This window comes from Bradyrhizobium sp. USDA 3315, from assembly GCF_054056795.1.
Genome location: NZ_JBSRYP010000001.1, coordinates 5347027 through 5366710 on the forward strand (window position 1 = coordinate 5347027; position 19684 = coordinate 5366710).

General features: G+C 61.2%; 21 protein-coding genes. 13 read left to right on the forward strand and 8 right to left on the reverse strand.

Annotated elements, in window-relative coordinates; translation table 11 throughout:
* Positions 1–232 precede the first annotated feature (232 nt).
* The 7 genes from xoxF5 (at position 233) to ACVIYL_RS24800 (ending at position 8728) form a co-directional block, all read left to right on the forward strand.
* Positions 233–2038: a lanthanide-dependent methanol dehydrogenase XoxF5 gene (xoxF5, locus tag ACVIYL_RS24770; protein ID WP_456780098.1), complete on the forward strand. Its 1806-nt coding sequence runs from the start codon at positions 233–235 to the stop codon at positions 2036–2038.
* A gap of 123 nt (positions 2039–2161) precedes the next feature.
* Positions 2162–2644, forward strand: a complete 483-nt coding sequence (locus ACVIYL_RS24775) for a c-type cytochrome, methanol metabolism-related (protein ID WP_253609935.1) — start codon at positions 2162–2164, stop codon at positions 2642–2644.
* 50 nt (positions 2645–2694) lie between these two features.
* On the forward strand, positions 2695–3804 hold the full coding sequence (locus ACVIYL_RS24780; RefSeq protein ID WP_024580243.1) for an S-(hydroxymethyl)glutathione dehydrogenase/class III alcohol dehydrogenase: 1110 nt from the start codon (positions 2695–2697) through the stop codon (positions 3802–3804).
* 33 nt (positions 3805–3837) lie between these two features.
* Positions 3838–4401 (forward strand): S-(hydroxymethyl)glutathione synthase, encoded by a 564-nt coding sequence (gene gfa / locus ACVIYL_RS24785; protein WP_456780099.1) that lies wholly within the window; start codon positions 3838–3840, stop codon positions 4399–4401.
* Positions 4402–4537: 136 nt separating this feature from the next.
* Positions 4538–5491, forward strand: a complete 954-nt coding sequence (locus tag ACVIYL_RS24790; RefSeq protein ID WP_456780100.1) for a hypothetical protein — start codon at positions 4538–4540, stop codon at positions 5489–5491.
* Positions 5492–5803: 312 nt separating this feature from the next.
* Positions 5804–6943 carry an epoxide hydrolase family protein gene (locus ACVIYL_RS24795; RefSeq protein ID WP_456780101.1) on the forward strand — a complete coding sequence of 380 codons (1140 nt, stop codon included), beginning with the start codon at positions 5804–5806 and terminating at the stop codon, positions 6941–6943.
* A gap of 66 nt (positions 6944–7009) precedes the next feature.
* The gene (locus ACVIYL_RS24800) at positions 7010–8728 is read left to right on the forward strand and encodes a metallophosphoesterase family protein (protein WP_309145020.1); all 1719 of its coding nucleotides are present in this window, start codon (positions 7010–7012) and stop codon (positions 8726–8728) included.
* On the opposite strand, the gene ACVIYL_RS24805 is transcribed toward ACVIYL_RS24800, so the two are convergent.
* The 3 genes from ACVIYL_RS24805 to ACVIYL_RS24815 form a co-directional block, all read right to left on the reverse strand.
* Positions 8725–9759: an AI-2E family transporter gene (locus ACVIYL_RS24805; RefSeq protein ID WP_253609936.1), complete on the reverse strand. Its 1035-nt coding sequence runs from the start codon at positions 9757–9759 to the stop codon at positions 8725–8727. The genes ACVIYL_RS24800 and ACVIYL_RS24805 overlap by 4 nt on opposite strands.
* An 85-nt stretch (positions 9760–9844) precedes the next feature.
* A complete protein-coding gene (locus ACVIYL_RS24810; protein WP_253607707.1) occupies positions 9845–10309 on the reverse strand; it encodes a GNAT family N-acetyltransferase in 465 nt (154 codons plus the stop codon).
* Positions 10310–10376: 67 nt separating this feature from the next.
* A complete protein-coding gene (locus tag ACVIYL_RS24815) occupies positions 10377–10502 on the reverse strand; it encodes a hypothetical protein (protein ID WP_256558678.1) in 126 nt (41 codons plus the stop codon).
* Between the two features lie 110 nt (positions 10503–10612).
* Between ACVIYL_RS24815 and ACVIYL_RS24820 the strand changes: the two genes are divergently transcribed.
* Both ACVIYL_RS24820 and ACVIYL_RS24825 read left to right on the forward strand, forming a co-directional pair.
* On the forward strand, positions 10613–11245 hold the full coding sequence (locus tag ACVIYL_RS24820; RefSeq protein WP_253607708.1) for an invasion associated locus B family protein: 633 nt from the start codon (positions 10613–10615) through the stop codon (positions 11243–11245).
* A gap of 418 nt (positions 11246–11663) precedes the next feature.
* Positions 11664–13070: an adenylate/guanylate cyclase domain-containing protein gene (locus ACVIYL_RS24825; RefSeq protein WP_253607709.1), complete on the forward strand. Its 1407-nt coding sequence runs from the start codon at positions 11664–11666 to the stop codon at positions 13068–13070.
* A gap of 227 nt (positions 13071–13297) precedes the next feature.
* Here the strand turns inward: ACVIYL_RS24825 and ACVIYL_RS24830 are convergent, their stop codons facing one another.
* Positions 13298–13543, reverse strand: a complete 246-nt coding sequence (locus tag ACVIYL_RS24830) for a hypothetical protein (RefSeq protein WP_253607710.1) — start codon at positions 13541–13543, stop codon at positions 13298–13300.
* Between the two features lie 437 nt (positions 13544–13980).
* Here ACVIYL_RS24830 and ACVIYL_RS24835 point away from each other — a divergent pair, with 437 nt between their 5' ends.
* Entirely contained in the window at positions 13981–14328 is a 348-nt protein-coding gene (locus ACVIYL_RS24835) for a hypothetical protein (protein WP_253607711.1), read from the forward strand.
* Positions 14329–14677: 349 nt separating this feature from the next.
* Here the strand turns inward: ACVIYL_RS24835 and ACVIYL_RS24840 are convergent, their stop codons facing one another.
* Positions 14678–14878 (reverse strand): hypothetical protein, encoded by a 201-nt coding sequence (locus ACVIYL_RS24840; protein WP_225645917.1) that lies wholly within the window; start codon positions 14876–14878, stop codon positions 14678–14680.
* Positions 14879–15568: 690 nt separating this feature from the next.
* Between ACVIYL_RS24840 and ACVIYL_RS24845 the strand changes: the two genes are divergently transcribed.
* Entirely contained in the window at positions 15569–16204 is a 636-nt protein-coding gene (locus ACVIYL_RS24845; protein ID WP_456780102.1) for a hypothetical protein, read from the forward strand.
* Here ACVIYL_RS24845 and ACVIYL_RS24850 read toward each other — a convergent pair.
* Positions 16201–16548 carry a hypothetical protein gene (locus ACVIYL_RS24850; RefSeq protein WP_253636027.1) on the reverse strand — a complete coding sequence of 116 codons (348 nt, stop codon included), beginning with the start codon at positions 16546–16548 and terminating at the stop codon, positions 16201–16203. The genes ACVIYL_RS24845 and ACVIYL_RS24850 overlap by 4 nt on opposite strands.
* A 435-nt stretch (positions 16549–16983) precedes the next feature.
* On the opposite strand from ACVIYL_RS24850, the gene ACVIYL_RS24855 reads away from it, so the two are divergent.
* Positions 16984–17487 (forward strand): hypothetical protein, encoded by a 504-nt coding sequence (locus ACVIYL_RS24855; protein ID WP_253607714.1) that lies wholly within the window; start codon positions 16984–16986, stop codon positions 17485–17487.
* A gap of 98 nt (positions 17488–17585) precedes the next feature.
* Positions 17586–17780 carry a hypothetical protein gene (locus ACVIYL_RS24860; RefSeq protein ID WP_229158033.1) on the forward strand — a complete coding sequence of 65 codons (195 nt, stop codon included), beginning with the start codon at positions 17586–17588 and terminating at the stop codon, positions 17778–17780.
* Between the two features lie 170 nt (positions 17781–17950).
* On the opposite strand, the gene ACVIYL_RS24865 is transcribed toward ACVIYL_RS24860, so the two are convergent.
* Together ACVIYL_RS24865 and ACVIYL_RS24870 are read right to left on the reverse strand one after the other, a co-directional pair.
* Positions 17951–18388 carry a PaaI family thioesterase gene (locus ACVIYL_RS24865; RefSeq protein ID WP_229163160.1) on the reverse strand — a complete coding sequence of 146 codons (438 nt, stop codon included), beginning with the start codon at positions 18386–18388 and terminating at the stop codon, positions 17951–17953.
* Positions 18389–19284: 896 nt separating this feature from the next.
* Positions 19285–19407, reverse strand: a complete 123-nt coding sequence (locus ACVIYL_RS24870) for a hypothetical protein (RefSeq protein WP_456780103.1) — start codon at positions 19405–19407, stop codon at positions 19285–19287.
* Positions 19408–19684: the final 277 nt, after the last annotated feature.

Consider the following 19684-nt stretch of genomic DNA (forward strand, 5'->3'; position numbering starts at 1 on the left):
TCCGGATTGCGCCGGCCGCGATTGATGCCCTGCAACATGAAGCAAGCTTTCCAGCTAATTGAGGGCCGGGCGACAAAAATCTGACGAAGCTTCGCTTTTGAGCAAACGGCTCTTCTCTTTTGGGCAAGTCAGCGTGCTTCGAGAGGACTACGACTGGGGCACCAAAATGGAAGAAGTGGGGCCGTTTCGGCGGAAACCCTTGAGCTCTTGAACCTGGGAGAGGAAATCCACGATGCGCAAGATGCTTTACGCGACCGGTCTTGGGGCAATGGCGGTATTTGCCGTCGGAGCGGCCAACGCCAGTGACGAACTCCACAAGATGACGCAGAACCCGAAAGACTGGGTGATGCCGACCGGAGACTACGCGAACACGCGTTACTCCAAGCTGAATCAAATCAACGCCTCGAACGTCGGAAAGTTGCAGGTCGCCTGGACGTTTTCGACCGGCGTGCTGCGCGGCCACGAGGGGGGCCCGCTGATCATCGGCAACATCATGTACGTCCACACCCCGTTCCCGAACAAGGTCTATGCTCTTGACCTTTCGCAGGACAACAAGATCGTCTGGAAGTACGAGCCGAAGCAGGATCCGAACGTCATTCCGGTGATGTGCTGCGACACGGTCAACCGCGGCGTTGCCTATGGCGACGGGAAGATCTTCCTGCACCAGGCCGACACCACGCTGGTCGCGCTCGACGCCAAGACCGGCAAGGTCGAATGGACGGTGAAGAACGGCGATCCCGCCAAGGGTGCGACCGGCACCTCCGCGCCGATGGTGATCAAGGACAAGGTCCTGATCGGCATCTCCGGCGGCGAGTTCGGTGTTCAGGCGCACATGAGCGCCTATGACATCAAGACCGGCAAGCTGGTCTGGCGCGGCTTCTCGGAAGGTCCCGATGACCAGCTTCTGGTCGACGACAAGACCACCGAGCTCGGCAAGCCGATCGGCAAGGATTCGAGCCTGAAGACCTGGCAAGGCGATCAGTGGAAGATCGGCGGCGGCGCGACCTGGGGCTGGATCTCCTATGATCCCGAACTGAACCTCGTCTATTACGGGTCGGGCAATCCCTCGACCTGGAATCCGAAGCAGCGTCCCGGCGACAACAAGTGGTCGATGACGATCTGGGCGCGTAACCCGGATACCGGCGTCGCCAAGTGGGTCTACCAGATGACGCCCCATGACGAATGGGACTATGACGGCGTCAACGAGATGATCCTCTCGGATCAGACGATCGACGGCAAGGCGCGCAAGCTGCTGACCCACTTCGATCGTAACGGGCTCGGCTACACCCTTGATCGCGCCACCGGCGAACTGCTGGTCGCCGAGAAGTACGATCCGAAGGTGAACTGGACCTCCGGCGTCGACATGAAGAAGGACTCGCCGACCTATGGTCGTCCGAAGGTTCTTGACGCAGCGTCGACTGACAAGGCCGGCGAGGACGTCAACGTGAAGGGCATCTGCCCGGCCGCGCTCGGCTCGAAGGACGAGCAGCCGGCAGCCTACTCGCCGGACACGCAACTGTTCTACGTGCCGACCAACCACGTCTGCATGGACTACGAGCCGTTCAAGGTGAGCTACACCGCAGGTCAGCCCTATGTCGGCGCGACGCTGTCGATGTATCCGCCTCCCGGTGAGACCAACATGGGCAACTTCATCGCCTGGGACGGCAAGACCGGCAAGATCGTCTGGTCCAACAAGGAGCAGTTCTCGGTCTGGTCGGGTGCGCTCGCGACCGCCGGCGGCGTGGTGTTCTACGGCACGCTGGAAGGTTACCTGAAGGCTGTCGACGCCAAGACGGGCAAGGAGCTCTACAAGTTCAAGACCCCGTCCGGCATCATCGGCAACGTCACCACCTATGAGCATGCCGGCAAGCAGTACGTCGCCATTCTGTCGGGTGTTGGCGGTTGGGCAGGCATCGGCCTCGCGGCCGGTCTGACTGATCCGACGGCCGGTCTCGGCGCAGTCGGCGGCTATGCCGCGCTGAGCAACTACACCGCGCTCGGCGGAACGCTCACCGTGTTCTCGCTGCCGCAGCAGTGAGCTGAGCAACCTCGTTCCGGCGCATGGGGCGATCTCCATGCGCCGGTCCGTCTTCAATCTGCACGCGAGGATATGCTTTTGCGTAAGATCTGGTTTGTGACTGCCGCGATTTTCGTCGTGGCAATGGGTGGAGTTGCCTCCGCCGAGGACGTGGGTGATCCAACCGCCGTCAAGAACGAGGACGGCAAGTATCTCGACAAGGATGGCAACCCGACGTTCAAGGTGACATCCGACGGCACGGTGGACTGGTACACCTACTCCGGATACCGCCGCTATCATTCGGAGTGCCACGTCTGCCACGGACCCGATGGCATGGGCTCGACCTACGCGCCGGCGTTGAAGGACTCGCTGAAGACCATGAGCTATCCGGATTTCATGGGCGTGGTCGCGAGCGGACGCAAGAACGTCTCGACGGCGCAGGAAAATGTCATGCCGGCGTTCGGCGATAACCCGAACGTTGCCTGCTACATGGACGACCTCTATGTCTACCTGCGCGCCCGCGCCAATGACGCGGTTGGGCGTGTTCGGCCGGCCAAGCACGAAGACAAGTCGGAAGCCTACGGCAAGGCGGAAGACGCCTGCATGGGCAACAACGACAAGAAGTGAGCCCGTCCGGTGCGAACGAGAAACCTGTTTGACGTTTTGTGGAGACCAAGATGAAGACCCGCGCCGCAGTCGCATTTGAAGCAAAGAAGCCGCTTGAGATCGTCGAGCTCGATCTGGAGGGTCCCAAGGCCGGCGAGGTCCTGGTCGAGATCAAGGCGACGGGCATCTGTCACACCGATGCCTACACGCTCGACGGCTTCGACAGCGAGGGCATCTTTCCCTCGATCCTCGGGCACGAAGGTGCGGGCATCGTTCGCGAGGTCGGCGCCGGCGTGACGTCGGTCAAGCCGGGCGATCATGTGATCCCGCTCTACACGCCGGAATGCCGGCAGTGCAAAAGCTGCCTGAGCCAGAAGACCAATCTCTGCACCGCGATCCGCGCCACCCAGGGCAAGGGCGTGATGCCCGACGGCACCTCGCGCTTCAGCTACAAGGGCAAGACGGTCTTCCACTATATGGGCTGCTCGACCTTCTCGAACTTCACCGTGCTGCCCGAGATCGCGGTGGCCAAGATTCGCGAGGACGCGCCGTTCGACAAGAGCTGCTACATCGGCTGCGGCGTCACCACCGGTGTCGGCGCGGTCGTCAACACCGCCAAGGTGACGCCGGGCTCCAACGTGGTGGTGTTCGGCCTCGGCGGCATCGGCCTCAACGTGATCCAGGGCGCCAAGATGGTCGGCGCCGACAAGATCATCGGCGTCGATATCAATGACTCCAAGGAAGCCTGGGGCAAGCAGTTCGGCATGACGCATTTCGTCAACCCGACCAAGGTGGGCGGCGACATCGTCCAGCACCTGGTGGGCCTGACCGACGGCGGCGCCGACTACACCTTCGACTGCACCGGCAACACCAACGTGATGCGGCAGGCGCTGGAAGCCTGCCATCGCGGCTGGGGCGTCTCGGTGGTGATCGGTGTCGCGGAATCCGGCAAGGAGATCGCGACCCGGCCGTTCCAGCTCGTCACCGGACGGGTCTGGAAGGGCACGGCCTTCGGCGGCGCGCGCGGCCGAACCGACGTGCCGAAGATCGTCGACTGGTACATGGGCGGAAAGATCCAGATCGATCCGATGATCACCCACGTGCTGAAACTCGACGAGATCAACAAGGGCTTCGACCTGATGCACGAGGGAAAATCGATCCGTTCGGTCGTCGTATTCTGAAATCAAAACACCAAGCACTAGGAGGATAGGTCAATGACTGTTCATATCCACCCGTCGGTCGACAATGGCGTCAAGCAAGGCTCCGGCAGTTTTGCCGGCGGCACGCTGGTCTGCAAATGCGCGGACAAGCCGGTCAAGGTCGGCATCAAGGGCGACGTCGCCCACAACCATGCCTGCGGCTGCACCAAGTGCTGGAAGCCTTCGGGCGCCACCTTCTCGGTGGTTGCGGTGGTGCCGCGCGAGAATGTCACCGTGCTGGAGAACGGCGACAAGCTGAAGATCGTCGATGCGGCGGCGGTGATCCAGCGCCATGCCTGCACGGGATGCGGCACCCACATGTACGGCCGGATCGAGAACAAGGGCCATCCGTTCTATGGCCTCGATTTCATCCATCCCGAGCTGTTCCAGGAGTCCGGCTCGGCGGCGCCCGGATTTGCCGCCTTCGTGTCGTCGGTGATCGAGTCCGGCGTCAAGCCGTCCGATATGGCCGAGATCAGGTCGCGGCTCAAGGAGCTTGGGCTCGAGCCTTACGACTGCTTGTCGCCGCCGCTGATGGATGCGATCGCCACCCACGTGGCGAAGTCCAAGGCGGCCTGACGACGGCACCGTGACAAAGGCGGCCTGACCGGCTCGCCTTGACGAGATCCTGCGTCGGCAGAGGGTCTGCCGGCGAGGGATATGCTGGTAGTACCGTGACCTTGAACCTTGCATGCCCTGCGGACGACCACAGGGCATGCATTTTATTTTCCGCTTTGCCCTCGTCCTTTCCCCGATCCTGCTGCTTTCGCCGACCCGCGCCGCGTCGCCGGAAGACCGCTATATCGCCGCGCGTGACGCCGCGATCGCCAAATTCGCCAAGCTGTCGAACGACAACAAGATCAATGAGGTCGTCGACAAGGCCGAGGCAGCCGCGCGCGACGAGCTGAAGGGGCAGCTGACGGCCATCCTGTCACAGCCCGCCCGGCCGGGCTTTGCTCCCGCCCAGCTCAACCTCGACACTCTATACAAGGGCGATATGGGGTTCGGCATGCTGGACGGCCTGCGCTTCGATGCCGACACCGGCAGGGACGGGGCAAAGATCGGAGAAAAGCGTGCCGACGGCAGCTTCGTCGAGCCGAAAGCCCATATCATCGTCACCACCGAGCCTCTATTCACGCGCTGGCTGCACGAACACAAGACCTGGTGGGACAAGGGCAGCAAGAACGTGCCGCAGCAGATCGATGCCGCCCTGAAGTTCGAGGGCCTCTACACCCAGGCGATCTCGACCGATGCCGCGGTGGTCAATTTCGACGACCTGCCGATCGCCAAGCCGGCGTCGGCCACCCTGGCTTACGGCTTCCTGGCCGGCCGTACCCAGGATTCGTTCCCCGACAAGGCCGACGAGGTGTTCGTGGCGGCGCTCGCTGGTGGCAAGATGTATGTCGCCTATGGCGAGATCGAGCCGGCGGTGGAAGTGCCGACCTGCACCGCGATCCGCGCCGACTACAACAAGAAGGCCGATGCGGCGGCCGAGAGGCTCGAGCGCAAGCAGATCACCCGGCAGGCCTATGACAAGCTCGGCGACCTGCGCCAGCAGGGCGAGGATGCGTTCAAGCGCTGCTTCACCGAGCGCGCACCGCAACAGCCGGCCTTCGCCGCGGCCACCAAGCAGGCCCAGGCGCTACTCGAGGCGGCGATCGGCAAATAGCTCAGCGAGCTATTGACCAGCGGCAATCCCAACTTCAGCACGGCATCTTGTCTGTCACGGATGCTAATCTCAGATAGATTGCCACAACAAGCTCCGTCCTCTGTGACATCAGCGCTTCGATCGCCTGCGCGTGATGTCGATCTATTGTGGCCGATGTCTTAGCAAGATCGCGGTGCCGATAATGGTTCTTGTCGTCAGATTTCGCGGCTAGTCGTGCAGGGTCCGTGCAGGCGAGGTTTGCGGCGCGAGGTTTGATCGGCGACCCGCGCCAGCCTATCTTTCCCCGAAAGTTCAGCATCCCGGGGAGACGCCATGACCGCCATCAGCCCGTTCCGCATCGCCGTCAGCGACGATGTCCTCGAGGATCTGCGCAGCCGGCTGCGCCGGAGCCGATGGCCGGAAGCCGAACTGGTCGACGACTGGAGCCAGGGCGCGCCGCTGCAATGGATCAAGGACGTCTGCCACTATTGGACCGAGACCTATGATTGGCGGCAGCGCGAGGCGCGGCTCAACCGCTTCAGCCAGTTCACCACCGAAATCGACGGGCTCGACATCCACTTCATTCATGTCCGCTCGAAGCATCCGGAGGCGCGGCCCTTGATCATCACCCATGGCTGGCCGGGATCGGTGGTCGAATTCCACAAGGTGATCGAGCCGCTGACCGATCCGACCGCGCATGGCGGCCGCGCCGCCGATGCCTTCCACGTGGTGTGCCCGTCATTGCCGGGCTTCGGCTTCTCGGCCAAGCCTATAGCGACGGGCTGGGGCGTCGACCGGATCGCGACGGCCTGGGCCGTCCTGATGCTGCGGCTCGGCTACGCCAGCTATTTCGCGCAAGGCGGCGACTGGGGCTCCGCGGTCACGACCGCGATCGGCGGGCAGGATGCTGCACATTGCGCCGGCATCCACATCACGCTTGCGATGTCGACCTGGCCCAATGTCGAGGGGCAGCCGACGCCGGAGGAGACGAGGGCGCTCAACGGCATCAAATATTATGCCGACTGGGATTCCGGCTATTCCAAGCAGCAGTCCACCCGGCCGCAGACGCTCGGCTATGGCCTGACGGATTCGCCCTGCGGGCAGGCGGCCTGGATTCTCGAAAAGTTCTGGGCCTGGACCGATTGCGACGGCCATCCGGAAAACATCCTCAGCCGCGACGAACTGCTCGACAACGTCATGCTGTACTGGGTCACCGCGACGGCTGCGTCATCGGCGCGGCTCTATTGGGAAAGCTTTGGGCCGGGCAAGCGAACCCCGCACAAGGTGGGTGTGCCGACCGGCGTTGCCGTGTTTCCCAAGGAGATCGTCACGCCGGTTCGCAAATGGATGGAGACAAACTTCACCAACATCCAGCACTGGAGCGAGATGCCGAAAGGGGGACATTTCTCGGCATTCGAGCAGCCCGAGCTGTTCGTCGGCGAGGTGCGCGAGTTCTTCGGGAAGCTGCGCTAAGCCTGACGCGTATGTTGGTCTGAAGCGGTTTGTGACAGAATGCGCCGTGCAACGGAGGACGTCGGCGTGCTGCTTGATCCCCGCCGCGGCGACTTTGAGGACAATGCCGCCAGCCCGGAACAGCGTTCGTTGTTCGCGATCGTGGGTAGCCTTCTGGTTGAGATAAGCCCGGCGAAACTGTTGTTCGCCTGGACGGTCTCGCTTCTGCTTCCGGGCGTACTGCTCGGCCTTGCGCCACTGGTCGCATCCGCCTGGATTTCGAGCCTTTCGCAACACGCTCTTGCCCTGTCCGAAGTGGGCGCCGTGCTGGCGCTGGTTGTGATCGCAGCGTTGGGATGGCTCGGCGGACGACCGCTGCTTCAAATCGCGGAAACAAGCTTCTGGTCGCTGAACGCGCTCGCGGTCCAACCGAGTTATGCCTTCACACGCGAGGCGCTGGGCCATCTGGCGGAGCTGCTTTGGCGCACCGGCGCGACTCCTGCCTCTCGCACGAGGCTGCGCCGCGGTTGCTCGGTCGGCGCCGGCATACTGCTCTCCGCGGGGGCGGCATTGATCGCGGCCCTGGCCTGGCCTGCCTCGCAATGGACTGCGACCGTCAATGACCTTGTTCTGATCCATCGTCTGGTGTTGCCGACGTTCGCGAACGCCGCGGTGCTGGTGTCCTGCTATCTTGCGGTCGCGTCACTGGCCTGGAGCGTGGCCGACGCCAGTATGGAACAACCGGCCGACCTGGCCGGATTCGACGCGACTCCGTCCGGAGGCCGCTGCTGGCGCCTTGCGCATCTGTCCGATCTTCACGTGGTCGGCGAGCGGTACGGTTTCCGCATTGAAAGCGGGACCGCCGGTCCGCGGGGAAACGAGCACTTCAATCGCGTGTTGGCTCGCCTTGCCGAAATTCACAGCGTTGATCCGCTCGACCACGTGCTGATCAGCGGCGATATGACGGACGCCGGCCGGCCCGGCGAATGGGCGGAATTTCTCGATGCATTGGCAGGTCATCCCGAGCTTGCAGCACGCATCATCATGCTTCCGGGCAATCATGACGTTAACGTCGTGGATCGTGCCAATCCTGCGCGCCTCGACCTGCCGTTCAGCCCAGGCAAGCGGCTACGGCAGATGCGTACCCTGTCGGCGATCGCGGCCGTCCAGGGCGATCGCGTGCGCGTCATCGACGGTTCCGGCAAACCGTCGGCGACGCTGAACCAGGCGCTGGCCCCTTATCATGATCGGATAACGCAATTTGCGCAGCACGGAGGCGTGCGCCGCGCAGCCGCGCTCCGTGGCCTGTTCGATGATCAATTCCCAATGATCCTGCCGCCGGACCAGGACGGTGGCCTCGGGATCGCCATTCTCAACTCCAACGCCGAAACCCACTTCTCCTTCACCAACGCGCTCGGTTTGGTTTCGGAAGCGCAAACGCGGCGGTTGGAGGCTGCGATCCGTCATTTTCCGACGGCATGCTGGACCATCGCGTTACATCATCACGTGATGGAATATCCCATGCCAGTGAAGACATTTGCCGAGCGCATTGGGACAGCCTTGATCAACGGCAGCTGGTTTGTACGCAGGTTGCAACGGTTTTCCGATCGCTCAGTGGTGATGCACGGTCACCGGCATATCGATTGGATCGGTACATGTGGTGCGTCGAGGATCGTCTCGGCCCCGTCGCCGGTGATGGGGGCCGACGATGAAGTCAGCTATTTCTATATCCACAAAATGATGGTCGGCCCGGACCGGAAGCTTTGCCTCACCGAGCCCGAGCGGGTTGAGATTGCCGCAAGCTAGGACGCTTCCAGCTTATCTTCGTGCGATCCGCCACACAGATCGGCTATCCATGCGGCCGACGGACTCTCGGCACAGAAGGTCAGAATAGCGAGCGTGATCGGTACGCCGATGAAGGTCCCGAACAGGCCCCAAAGCGAGCTCCAGAAGAAGATCGCAAACAGCACCAGAAACGGCGAGATCGACAACGTCGAACCGGCCACCCGCGGTTCGATATAGCTGCCGACCACGAACTGGATGACGTTGAGACAGGCGAACACGCCGAACACCGCGGGCCAGCTCTCGAACTGTGTCATGGCCAGCAGCGTGGGGAACAGCGTCGCGATGAAAGGACCGACGAAAGGAATGTAGTTGAGGACAAAGGCGATCACGCCCCATTCGAATGCGAATGGCAGCCCGGTCACAGCGGCGAACAGGCCGACTAAGAGACCCGTCACCGCGCTCATCTGCGTCCGCACCAGCATATATTTACGAAACTTGGCGGCCGTCGCTTTGCTGCCCTTGAGCAGGACGCGCGCAGCTGTGCGATTCTCCAGCCGCTGGATTCGTCGACCAGCGTCTTCGACCTCGAGAAGTCCCAGCACGACATAGACCAGCGCGATGAGCCAGAAACTCAATGTGGTGTTGACGCGGCCCGTGACGTATTGCGTGGTACGCAGCAGCCAGCCGACATTGAAATGCTCCGCCCAGACGCCGGCGAACGAGACGCCATGGCCGTCGAGCCAGATCACCGCGGCATCGTAGAAGGCCTGATACCGCGCCGCATCCGCAATCAAGGAGCGCCCGACGCGGCCGAACCCCCATGCTGCCAGCGAGGCAAACGCGATGCAGGTGGCAACCGTAACAACGACGGTAATGGCGAGCGCGAGGAGTTTCGGCAGCCACGACTGCAGCCGTTGCTGAACGGGCCAGACGATCGCGATGATAAACAGGGCGGCCGCAAGCGGGGCGAGCACGCTGCGCGCCTGAGCCACCGCCGCAATGACCAGCACCGCGGCGATGATGCCGGTCGTGATCTTCAACCCGCCAGCCATCCTTGGGTTACCCGATCTCCGTGAACGCAGACATTGCCAGTCTGTCTCGTAGCGCGACAAGACCGGAAATGGACCTGCGGCGCAGCTACAGCAATCCTCGATAGATCCCCGGCGCGGAACCTTCGATGGCCACCGCGCCGACAGCTTTCGTATAGAAATCCGCCGGCCCGACGCCGCCGATGATGGCGTAGCCGAACCCCTGGTGCTTCATGTCCTCGAGGCAGGCGAACAGCAGCGCCTTGCCGATTCCGCCTTGCTGCGCCTTCGGCGCGACGCCGGTCGGACCGAAGAAGTTGCGACAGGCCGCGTCATGGCAGGCGAATCCGAGGATCTTCTTTTGCTGGATCGCGATGAAGCAGGAGACTGGTTGGCGGCTGAACGCGACCTCGGTTTCGCTGGCCCACGCCTCGCTGAATGTCTCCCGCACCCAGGCGACAACCTTGTGCTTTTCCGGGGCGAGCGCGCGGCGCATGATAATTCCGGCCTTGAGCAATCGATCGTAGGCGGGCCGGGAATCGGGCAGGGCGTAGAGCTTGACGAGCATGTCCATCCGGTGAGCTTAGTTGAAAACGCATCCCGCGGGCAAATCACGGGAGCAAGGTCGAGGCGCCGGACTACTATTTGCGTTGTTGCTTGTTCGCGGCCTTGTTCGAGGTCCTGGCTTCACGTGCAATTGCCCAGAAATACCCGCCGCAGAATGCAACAATCGCGACAATCACGCCGGCGGCGATCAGCTCTTGCATATCAGCGGTTCTCCAAGTAGGTGCATCTCGTTCAGGTGGGAATTATGCCCACGAATACGCCGACGAAAAGGCAGATCGGTTTCGGGACGTAACGAGGCGGAGCGAATGCGATGGTGACGGTCAGCGCAGCAGACAGGCGTCTTCGGGCGATCGTCGCTCTCGTCGTCATGGCCGGCGTCGGTTCGGCGCAAGCCGCCCGAACACCCAATGTGTCGGATGCCAGTGGGAGCGCCGTCTCCATGCCGATCGACACACGGAGCCAGACGTCCGCGATGGATGGCGTGGTCCGCGCCGTCCAGCTTCCCAAGGGCGCTTCCGCGATCAGCGAGACCTACGGAGACTGGATCGTCAAATGCCAGCTCGACGGCGGGGCCAAGCTGTGTACCCTCGGGCAGACACAGCTCGCCAAGGAAACCAATCAGCAAATCTTCGCCATCGAACTGATTCCCAGGGACGGAAAGGCCGAAGGCAACATCTTGATGCCGTTCGGGCTGAAGTTCGACGCCGGGGCCGTCCTCAAGCTTGACGGCAAGGATCTCGAACAGACGCGCTTCTCCACCTGCACGGCGCAAGGCTGCTTGCTGCCGGTATCCTTTCCCACGGTCGTGACCGACACCATCAGCAGGGCCAAAATGCTCACCGTTGCCGCACAGAGCATCAGCAACGGGCAGGCTGTTGTCTTTAACGTCCCCCTCAAAGGCTTCGCCGCGGCGCTGGAGCGCACCATTCAGCTCGGAAGCTGAGCGGCACAACGTTCCGCGCCCACCGCACGATGGCTGCGACAAATCACCCCGACGGGCAAAATCCCGCTTCCGTCGTCGGGCAAATCAGTGATCCAATTCCGCCCGTCTCACCCGATTGAGGGGCGCTTCGCGGTCGTCACGAACGTGGGTCGAGATGCGGTGGACGCCGATTGCGCAACTGACGAGTGCGCATGACGTGGACGGTGAAGTCGTGTGGTCCTGACGCAAGCTCTTTTTTCGTTATCCAAAGAACGAATAAAAGCCATATCTGTTAATGGTTTGAGCAGCCATTCTGGGTCAGCAGAAAGGTCCAGCCGATTGAGCTGGGCCCCAATAGGCCCTTAGAGCGTTCACCTTCAGGTGCCAGACCACAGCTTCGGCCCATCGCGTGACGGGCAATACCGGGTATCTACGGTGGATGACGTCCGTTGATGTCCGGCCTGATCTGGAAGATAGTTGGAAACGCGAACAAATGGTGGGGGCCGCGATGACGGAAGTAGCGTTGCCCGAGACGCAGTATGCGCAGAGCGGCGACTTCAACATCGCCTATCAAGTCATGGGCGACGGGCCTACCGACATTATCCTAGTTCCGGGCATTATATCCCACATCGATTTTCAGCACGAACTCCCGGGCTATACGCGCTTTCTTCGTCGCTTGGCGAAGTTCTCAAGGGTCGTCACGTTCGACAAGAGAGGTCAAGGACTATCAGATCGGTTGGCCGACGTACCGTCTCTTGAGGAACGTATCGACGATGTCCGCACGATCATGGACGCAATCAACTCCAAGCGTGCTGCGCTAGTTGGCTTCTCTGAAGGCGCGTCGATGAGCGTTCTATTCGCAACGACCTACCCAGAGCGCGTTTCCCACTTGGTCTTATTCGGAGGGCTGGCGCGGATATCAGACCTGCTCCCGCCCAACCTCACGCCATCCGAGGTTCAGGAACGGTTAGCTTACGTCGTAAAGAGTTGGGGAAACGGGGACTTCCTCAAGCGAGTTTTCGCGAGTGATGCTGGCAATTCGGAGATACTCGCTCGCATCGCAAAATTCGAAAAGTTGGGCAGCAGTCCTGGCGCACTAAAATCCTACATACTTTCGAACCGACGGATAGACATCAACCCCATCCTCCCAGTCGTCCGCACGCCAACTCTAGTGCTGCACCGAACAACCGACGCGCAGGTGCCTGTAACGTTAGGCCGCAAGCTCGCCGCCGGTATCCCGGGAGCGAAATACATTGAATATCCGTCGGGCGATCACGCGTTCTGGACGGGAGACATTGAGCGCGTTACCGGAGACATCGAAGAATTCATCACTGGACAACGCGCCAGCGAGGGAATTGATCTGGAGCGCATACTCGCTACCGTTCTCTTTACTGATATCGTTGGATCGACCAATCTCGCTTTGCAACTCGGCGATCACCGTTGGCGCGACCTCTTGGACAATCACGACGATCTTTCCGGCCGGATTGTCAGCAAGCATCGCGGCACTTTGGTGAAGAGCACAGGCGATGGCGTTCTGGCGACCTTTGACGGGCCGGGGCGGGCTGTGCGATGCGCCTTGGCGCTCAGTGAAGAGAGCAAGAGTATTGGCCTGCCCGTACGCGCAGGTCTTCATTGCGGCGAGGTCGAAATCAGAGGCAACGACATCGGTGGCATTGCCGTCCACGCAGCCGCGCGGGTGATGTCGCAGTCGGGAAGCAATGAGGTATTTGTCTCGCGGGTGGTCACCGACCTCGTAGCAGGCACCGATCTGAAGTTCTCCGAGCGAGGCTCATACGAATTAAAGGGGCTGCCCGGGAAATGGGACCTTTTCGCCGCGAGCAAATAGTATCCCGAGCGCTTGCGTCGTATTGTTCCTCCGCTATAAGCCGCGCAGGCCTCCGCATTTTGCGCTTCCGTTTCGTGTCGAGGCCGAGATCGCCGAGATGTCTATGCGTGTCTACTTTGCCCTCAACATCAACTTGACGGATAAGCAGCAAAGTACGTTCGAGGAACTCAACCTCAAGCCTGGCGCTGTTTGCAGACTGACAAAGTAAGGCGCCCGCATTGCGATGCCTACGTAGGCTTACGCCGTTCGCGCTCAGCCCTGTTCGCTGCTTTGAGCAGGTCTCCGATGTAGTCGGAGATGTCGCCGATCTCAGCTTGCAAGTCGGCCGCCGAGAAACCCTGCTCCTTGGCAGCCGCGACAAGACGGCGGGTCAGTTCGGCGATATCCTGCGACGCGCCGACAGTGCGAAACTGCTCGACAGCGTGAATGCTATTCTCGACCCAGAAATCGATAAACTCGCGGGCCTTGCTCACCGGATACCCCCCAACGCCAAACCAAGAACTAGCGTTAGCGCCGGTGCGTGAACACGGCAGGGCCGCCTCAGTTGTCCCTCTTCGTTTGCCATCGTAGCGATGGCCACGCCGCCGCCGCACCCCACAAGTCGAATTGCGCCCCGCTAGGCTTTATCCCAACGTCGGAGCACGCAGCCGACGGGGACGGCCTTTGCATCTATTGTTCCGACTATTGGTGGCGTCGGTTCTGTTGGGTTTTGCCGTTTGGCTGACGATGGGACCGCCGCCGAAGAATGCCCCGAAGCCAGGTCTGCTCGCGCATCGAGTGCCGTAAGCGCAGCTTTCCCGGGGGAGCAGGGTTGTCGTGGTAACCTCTGCCACCGGGCTGAGAGGGCAAAATATGTCCATCTATTCGCACTTACAAATCGACGCCATGGCGTCGAAAGACGCCAACCTTATTGAAAAAGCTGCACGCGCTCAGCGTCAAAGATCGCGATGACCCGCTGACGGAAATGATCGCGAAGACGATTATCAAGGTCGCGCAATCTGGTCTCAGGGACCCCGCCGAGATTTCGGCGCAGGCGATCAAGGCACTGGAAGTTCCGGTGACGCCGGGAGTTGATGTCTTCCCGCGCGCGCTCTGGAACGACCGCCTTATCCCAATTAGGAACGAGATACGCGAGCCAGCATTGGCGACAATGGACGACAAAAACCTGCAAGCGCACAGTGAACAAGCCCTTGTCGTGGTGGCCCTCAGCACGGCAACTCTGATCGCGTCCGTCGCCCTCTTGGTATCCGCATGGTAAGGCCGTCTCAGGTTAGGGCCTCGATGCTGAGATCAGATCAGGCTCAATATTTGAACCGCGTTCCCGAGTGGAACCAGGACGACAGCACCGATCGCAACATCCGCTCCCGCGTTCGGGAACCGAAACATTCCGGCCCTCGGAGAATTAGCGCTTGGAGGCTTCGGGGCTTCGCAAGATGCGAGGCATATCATGATCCCACTGTCAGCGGGCAACGCCTTCCTCATAGTTGCGATTATGAGCGTCACTTTCCTGACTGAGGTCGCCTTTTTCATCGTGATCGGGCTGTTCTGAAAGGAACGCGCGCACTGGCACGGCGCAGCCGATGTGAGGACCCAGTCCTTCTCCCGGCTCAACGACGAGGCTTATCCCAGCGCTCACCCGCTGGAATGATTGAGGGCGACTGCTCTTCAAATTCGCGGAGCCGGTCGATTTGCATTTTGAGCCTCGGCGAGAGTTCCGTCTCTGGTTCCAGCGACGCTCGCAGCGTCTCGCCGATCTCCCGGACAATGGCCCGGCTGTGAACGTGGTCGATGTCGATGCGGTTGCGCATTACACAGCCTCCGGTCGGAATGAACAACGCACCGGCAGGCCGAGAGTGCGCTCCCCCCGCAAACACATCGGGGCGCGGCTAGCGATTGTGACTAAACCGGAGACCGCCGCTTTTGGCTATCTTGCGCGAGCGCTGGTTTTTGACAACAGCGGGTCTTTGGTAACGACCTTTGGCTATCTGCGACATGCGCCGGGTTGTTCACCAGCGAGCGGCGGCCTCATGGCTTCTAAGTCTTGGCTAGCCTCTTCGTTCCCCAATTCTGATCGCGAACGGAATGAGGAACCTACGGAGCACAGAGCCGAAGCATCGACCATGCAAAGCGCCGGGCAACGCCGGCGATACTCATAGGAAATCGCTCGCGCTCGGGAACCAATTCCAAAAGTGTCGGGTTAATTGATGGGGCCGATGCAAGGGACCATCGCCATGAGGATCGAATATCTCGCTGCAATTGCGATAGCTGTTTGGACCGCTGGTGCTGGATTGGCAGCGGTCCATTCCGTCGGCTCGCCGCTCGAAACGCAGTCCACGCCGACCGCCACTGAATTGGCGACCCGAATAGCCGCGTCCGTGGATGCGTTCTCGCCTCGGCCTGGCGGTTAACAGCCGCCCCCACGCGAGTGCGTCTAGGCACCGGCCGCCACCCGTATTCGTCCGGGATGGAAGTTTTTCCCGCGCCGCAGCATATTCGCGGTGTTCATCGAGTTCATACTTCCTCTCCGCCCGGCCGTCTCATTGACGGCCGGGCTTTTGCATGCGCGCCACGCGTTTTTTCGGCAGTTAGTTCTTCTTGAGATCGCTCAGCCTGCGCATGTAATAGCCGTGGCTCTGAACCGCCTGCCTGATCTCCTCGCTAACCCTGACGACCCTCTTCTTGCTCTTGCGCCATTTGCCCTGAGCGCTGATGTCCGGCACTGGAAATCCTTTTTTCACAACGAGGAGATCGCGCCTGACGTTGAAATACACCTCGATCATATTGTCTCCCAAAAGGCTGAAAGTATCCGTTCAGAGCAGAGCGCGGCCCGCAGAAATGCAACCGGCTCTTTCGCGCCTGCCTGTGAATATCGAGGAGAAATGCTGCGCTCGTTGTTTCGACAAGACATTTTCTGGTTGGATGTTGTTCGCATGCCGCACCCAACGACCAACGATTATCTGGACGAGTATGACCGGGAGCTAGACGAGATCGTTGCCGCCTGTGACGGCGATGTGCGGAGCGCTCTCAGGGCGCTCTTGCTGGTCAATGAGCAGTTGGAGCACATCCTAAACTGTTTGAACGCGGAGCTCGTTGATCACGTGTCGCGGCATCACCGACGGCAGACGTTACATTAAACCGCAACTATCGCTTCACCGGCAGGGGTCAGCCTCACGAAAGTCCCGCTGCCATCGCGGTCCTCGATCCAGCCGAAGCTTTCGGCAAACTTGAGCCCGGCAGCTAGATCATCGCGCTTTGCACCAGCAGCGCTCCAAACCGCATCAATCGTCTCTCGGCGGATGACCTGTCCCGCGCCAAGTCCGGCGGCCTTCATGACGTCGATCAATTTGAGGCCGTGTTTCTCGATCTCGTCCATTTTGTCCTGGCGTGGTTTCAATCCTGCGGGCGAGCCAACCGGCTTCCAATTTACACGCCGGTTGTGGCACGATGAAGCTAGCTCAATCATAACGGCAGCAACCATGGCCAATTTCATCTTTCGGGCCAACATCGCTCACACAAAGAACTTTTGGAAACGGAAGCCAACGCTCGGAAGATCGAGACCTTGCACAAGCTTTTGGCCGAGGAGGAAGCCAAGCTAGCCGAATGGCAGGCGCAAAATCGACGGTCACGCGGTAAGGATTGAGGACGCCGTTGACAATAATCAATGAGCCGCGCCGGTTCGCCGGCTAGTCAGTGATGATGTGGATGCCGATTGAAACCGCCCCGTTCGATCGCGACTTGGAATTGGCCGTTATCGACGCTAAGGGGGACATATACTCTCTGATCTTCCCCTGTCGTCGTGACCACAATGGCTGGATCAAGACGGCAACGAACCGCGCCGTGGAGGTTCATCCCACTCACTGGCGCAATTGGGGCGAGCAGCAAGGCCGCTCGGCGTAGGGGCTACGCGAGCCCGATGCGCGACCGCTCACCTCAGGAATACCGCCGCAACATTCATGAGTATGCCGATGGTCGGGATGTTCCACACGAGCGAGCGCGCCAGCGGCAAGTCTGCTGCATACAAGATCGCGTAGGCGACACGTCGGCCGCGCCGCATGTGGTGCCGTTCGTCGCCGCCGCCGTGGCGCAGAGCAAGGAACGGTACAATAAGAGCATCGGCGAAGCGCGCCTGATGATCGGCAATGCCATCCGCATGATGGCGCCTGCACCGAAGTCGCGCGCGGGCTGCCATTTCGCGGCGGCCATCGGCTTGCGGTCATCGCTGGAGGATTTCGCCCCGACGATACCGGACTGGGCTCATGATCAGCACACGATCAAGGGCAAGGCGATGGGTCGCGGCCTCGATCACTTCCGCCGCGAAGGTGCCAAGCTGATCCCGCCGCCGACAGAGGATGATCCCTACGAGGACGAGGCCTACCGGCATTGGGCGCTCAAGCAGCGCGGCAATGGGCTGATCTAGGGCCGTGTACTCCTAAAGGCGAGTGGCCGCCGAGCCGCGCCCCTCCCCATTTTGGTGTACGGGACGAGCAGGTCCTCGTGTGCCATCGGAGATGGGCAATGACCGTAAGAACCTTCTGCACACTTGCCGCCGCCTTCTTTGCCCTGATCGCGCTTCTGCAGTTGATCCGGATTGTGATGGGTTGGTCCATCACGTTGAATGGCGTCGATGTACCGTTCTGGCCGAGCTGGATTGCCGTCATTGTGGCGGGCGCGTTGAGCTTCGTCGGCTTCCGCGCCGCCATGCGCAGCTAAAAGCTGGCAGAGCGCCCGGCCAATCTGTCGCTGGGTAGCGGAGCCACTTTCCTACTCGCGGGCGTCGGGCCGTCGTGCTCTACCGCGACAGCGGTGTGGTGAACGTCCGGTACGGCCTAAGAGCCGACGTAGAACGCAAGTCGCGTTTTGACCCGGATCGGACGTAGACGCTAACGGGGATGAGTGTCACCCTCATGCTTCGGCACCACGCGAAACGTGGCGTTCGCACGCGCGATTACACTGTCGTCGGCCTTGATTAGGCTTTGTGCGAAGCAGATCGTTCTGCCGGTTTTGATCACCTCGCTGTCCACGGTGATCCATTGCCCGATCTGCGCGATGCCGGTGAAGTCGACCGCAAGAGTGATTGTCGCCAGCGACGATGCCCAGCCAATCGCCTGTGCGCAGCTATAGCCCATCGCGTTGTCAGCAAGCGCGGAGATCAGCCCGCCATGAACGTTGCCACGCGCATTGGTGTGCGGCTTGGCCAGCCGTAATCCGATGATCACGGCTTTGTCCGTGCGCTTCGAATAGAGCGGTTCCCAAGGATCGGTGAAAGGGCTCTTGCGGAAGTGAGGCTCGAAACCTTCGGGGATACCGATGCTGTTCATGGTCATGCGCGAGCTCCGTTGTTGGCGAAGACCTGTTCGCAGACGATCTGCTCAAGAGTTACGACAAGTACGATAGGCGCGACGGCTGCACTGACGGCTCGGACTTCGACAATGTCGGACGACGGCATTGCGCCACATCGCGCACCGCCTTTTTGTGCCAGTTCGTACAAAAATAAAATCGAAAATGCGCGATGGCAAATATCCTCACACGTCGCCGTCGCGCGGTCCCCGCGCCAAGTTCCGGCCTCCACAGGACCCTGTCGACTGATTGCGGAGGGGCTGCCACCGCTCGACGGTCGCGCCGTAATACGTCGAGATCGAGCGCGGCATCGTCCTCGACCCCGGAGTTACGCTCACCGTGATGTGCTCGGTTGCAGGTCTGGCGGATGTCTCCCTTTGGGTGCATAGTTCCAGCGCCGATCCGACCGCGCGGACGCTGGGGCTGCTGGTGGGGTCGAGGAGGGCATGGTCATGCATCACCCATTCCAACCGCTGCCTCATCGCGAAATCGCGTTCACCATGGGCGTCATCGGCCTCGGGTTGCTCCCGATAGCGATGGCAATTGCGGCGCTGTTCGTGTCCTGACCCAATTCGACGGACAGCTAGGGCCGCCGATGCTTGAACGACCGCCGATCTTGAGCCCGCGCGAGAAGCAGCTATTGCGGCGTCTCGCCCAAGGCAAATCGGACAGGACAACTGGGCTGGAGATCGGCGGCACCGAGAAGCAGGTCGCCGCACAGCGCGCAATGCTGGTCAAGAAGCTGCAAATTTTTCGCAGGAGCATCTCTTGTCGGTCGCCAGCCAGTTTGCTGCTTGGCGTGTGCGGTCATCCGATTGATGTTCGCTTGCGCCGCGCGTCAAGCGCGGCTTGCAGGCCAACTCTCCGCACGATCAGTTCACGCCCTCCACGGTATCTCGGGCAGATCGATCACCTTGTCGTCCTCGACGCGACCGCGACACCACGGCGGCGGCAGACGGCGCGCATCGGGAGCGGACAGCATGCTGCTAACAGCGGCCATGTCCGCTTTTAGGGCTGGAGCAGACCTTCGGCGAGTAACTCCGGTATGCCGCCTTTTGACCGAACCGGACCAAGCACTGCGCTTGTATCCCCGATCACACGCGCGCACGGCCAGCTTCTACCTTGCCGTCGAAACTTGGCTCGGCCTCGCCCGTGCCGAATGACACTCGCCACGATGTCCAACGGGGGATAGGATGCAATGATCCTCGGTGTGCGGGCTGCCAGACGCTGGTGTGTTCGGCACTCCAACGCCTCCGCCCTTGGTTGGAGTGCGTTTC

Bases quoted from the DNA above. Each gene is read 5' to 3' on its own strand.
- xoxF5 (WP_456780098.1), top strand. From the start codon at position 233: ATGCGCAAGATGCTTTACGCGACCGGTCTTGGGGCAATGGCGGTATTT.
- ACVIYL_RS24775 (WP_253609935.1), top strand. From the start codon at position 2,162: ATGGGTGGAGTTGCCTCCGCCGAGGACGTGGGTGATCCAACCGCCGTC.
- ACVIYL_RS24780 (WP_024580243.1), top strand. From the start codon at position 2,695: ATGAAGACCCGCGCCGCAGTCGCATTTGAAGCAAAGAAGCCGCTTGAG.
- gfa (WP_456780099.1), top strand. From the start codon at position 3,838: ATGACTGTTCATATCCACCCGTCGGTCGACAATGGCGTCAAGCAAGGC.
- ACVIYL_RS24790 (WP_456780100.1), top strand. From the start codon at position 4,538: ATGCATTTTATTTTCCGCTTTGCCCTCGTCCTTTCCCCGATCCTGCTG.
- ACVIYL_RS24795 (WP_456780101.1), top strand. From the start codon at position 5,804: ATGACCGCCATCAGCCCGTTCCGCATCGCCGTCAGCGACGATGTCCTC.
- ACVIYL_RS24805 (WP_253609936.1), bottom strand. From the start codon at position 9,759: ATGGCTGGCGGGTTGAAGATCACGACCGGCATCATCGCCGCGGTGCTG.
- ACVIYL_RS24810 (WP_253607707.1), bottom strand. From the start codon at position 10,309: ATGGACATGCTCGTCAAGCTCTACGCCCTGCCCGATTCCCGGCCCGCC.
- ACVIYL_RS24815 (WP_256558678.1), bottom strand. From the start codon at position 10,502: ATGCAAGAGCTGATCGCCGCCGGCGTGATTGTCGCGATTGTTGCATTC.
- ACVIYL_RS24820 (WP_253607708.1), top strand. From the start codon at position 10,613: ATGGTGACGGTCAGCGCAGCAGACAGGCGTCTTCGGGCGATCGTCGCT.
- ACVIYL_RS24825 (WP_253607709.1), top strand. From the start codon at position 11,664: ATGACGTCCGTTGATGTCCGGCCTGATCTGGAAGATAGTTGGAAACGC.
- ACVIYL_RS24840 (WP_225645917.1), bottom strand. From the start codon at position 14,878: ATGCGCAACCGCATCGACATCGACCACGTTCACAGCCGGGCCATTGTC.
- ACVIYL_RS24850 (WP_253636027.1), bottom strand. From the start codon at position 16,548: ATGGTTGCTGCCGTTATGATTGAGCTAGCTTCATCGTGCCACAACCGG.
- ACVIYL_RS24855 (WP_253607714.1), top strand. From the start codon at position 16,984: ATGCGCGACCGCTCACCTCAGGAATACCGCCGCAACATTCATGAGTAT.
- ACVIYL_RS24860 (WP_229158033.1), top strand. From the start codon at position 17,586: ATGACCGTAAGAACCTTCTGCACACTTGCCGCCGCCTTCTTTGCCCTG.
- ACVIYL_RS24865 (WP_229163160.1), bottom strand. From the start codon at position 18,388: ATGAACAGCATCGGTATCCCCGAAGGTTTCGAGCCTCACTTCCGCAAG.
- ACVIYL_RS24870 (WP_456780103.1), bottom strand. From the start codon at position 19,407: ATGGCCGCTGTTAGCAGCATGCTGTCCGCTCCCGATGCGCGCCGTCTG.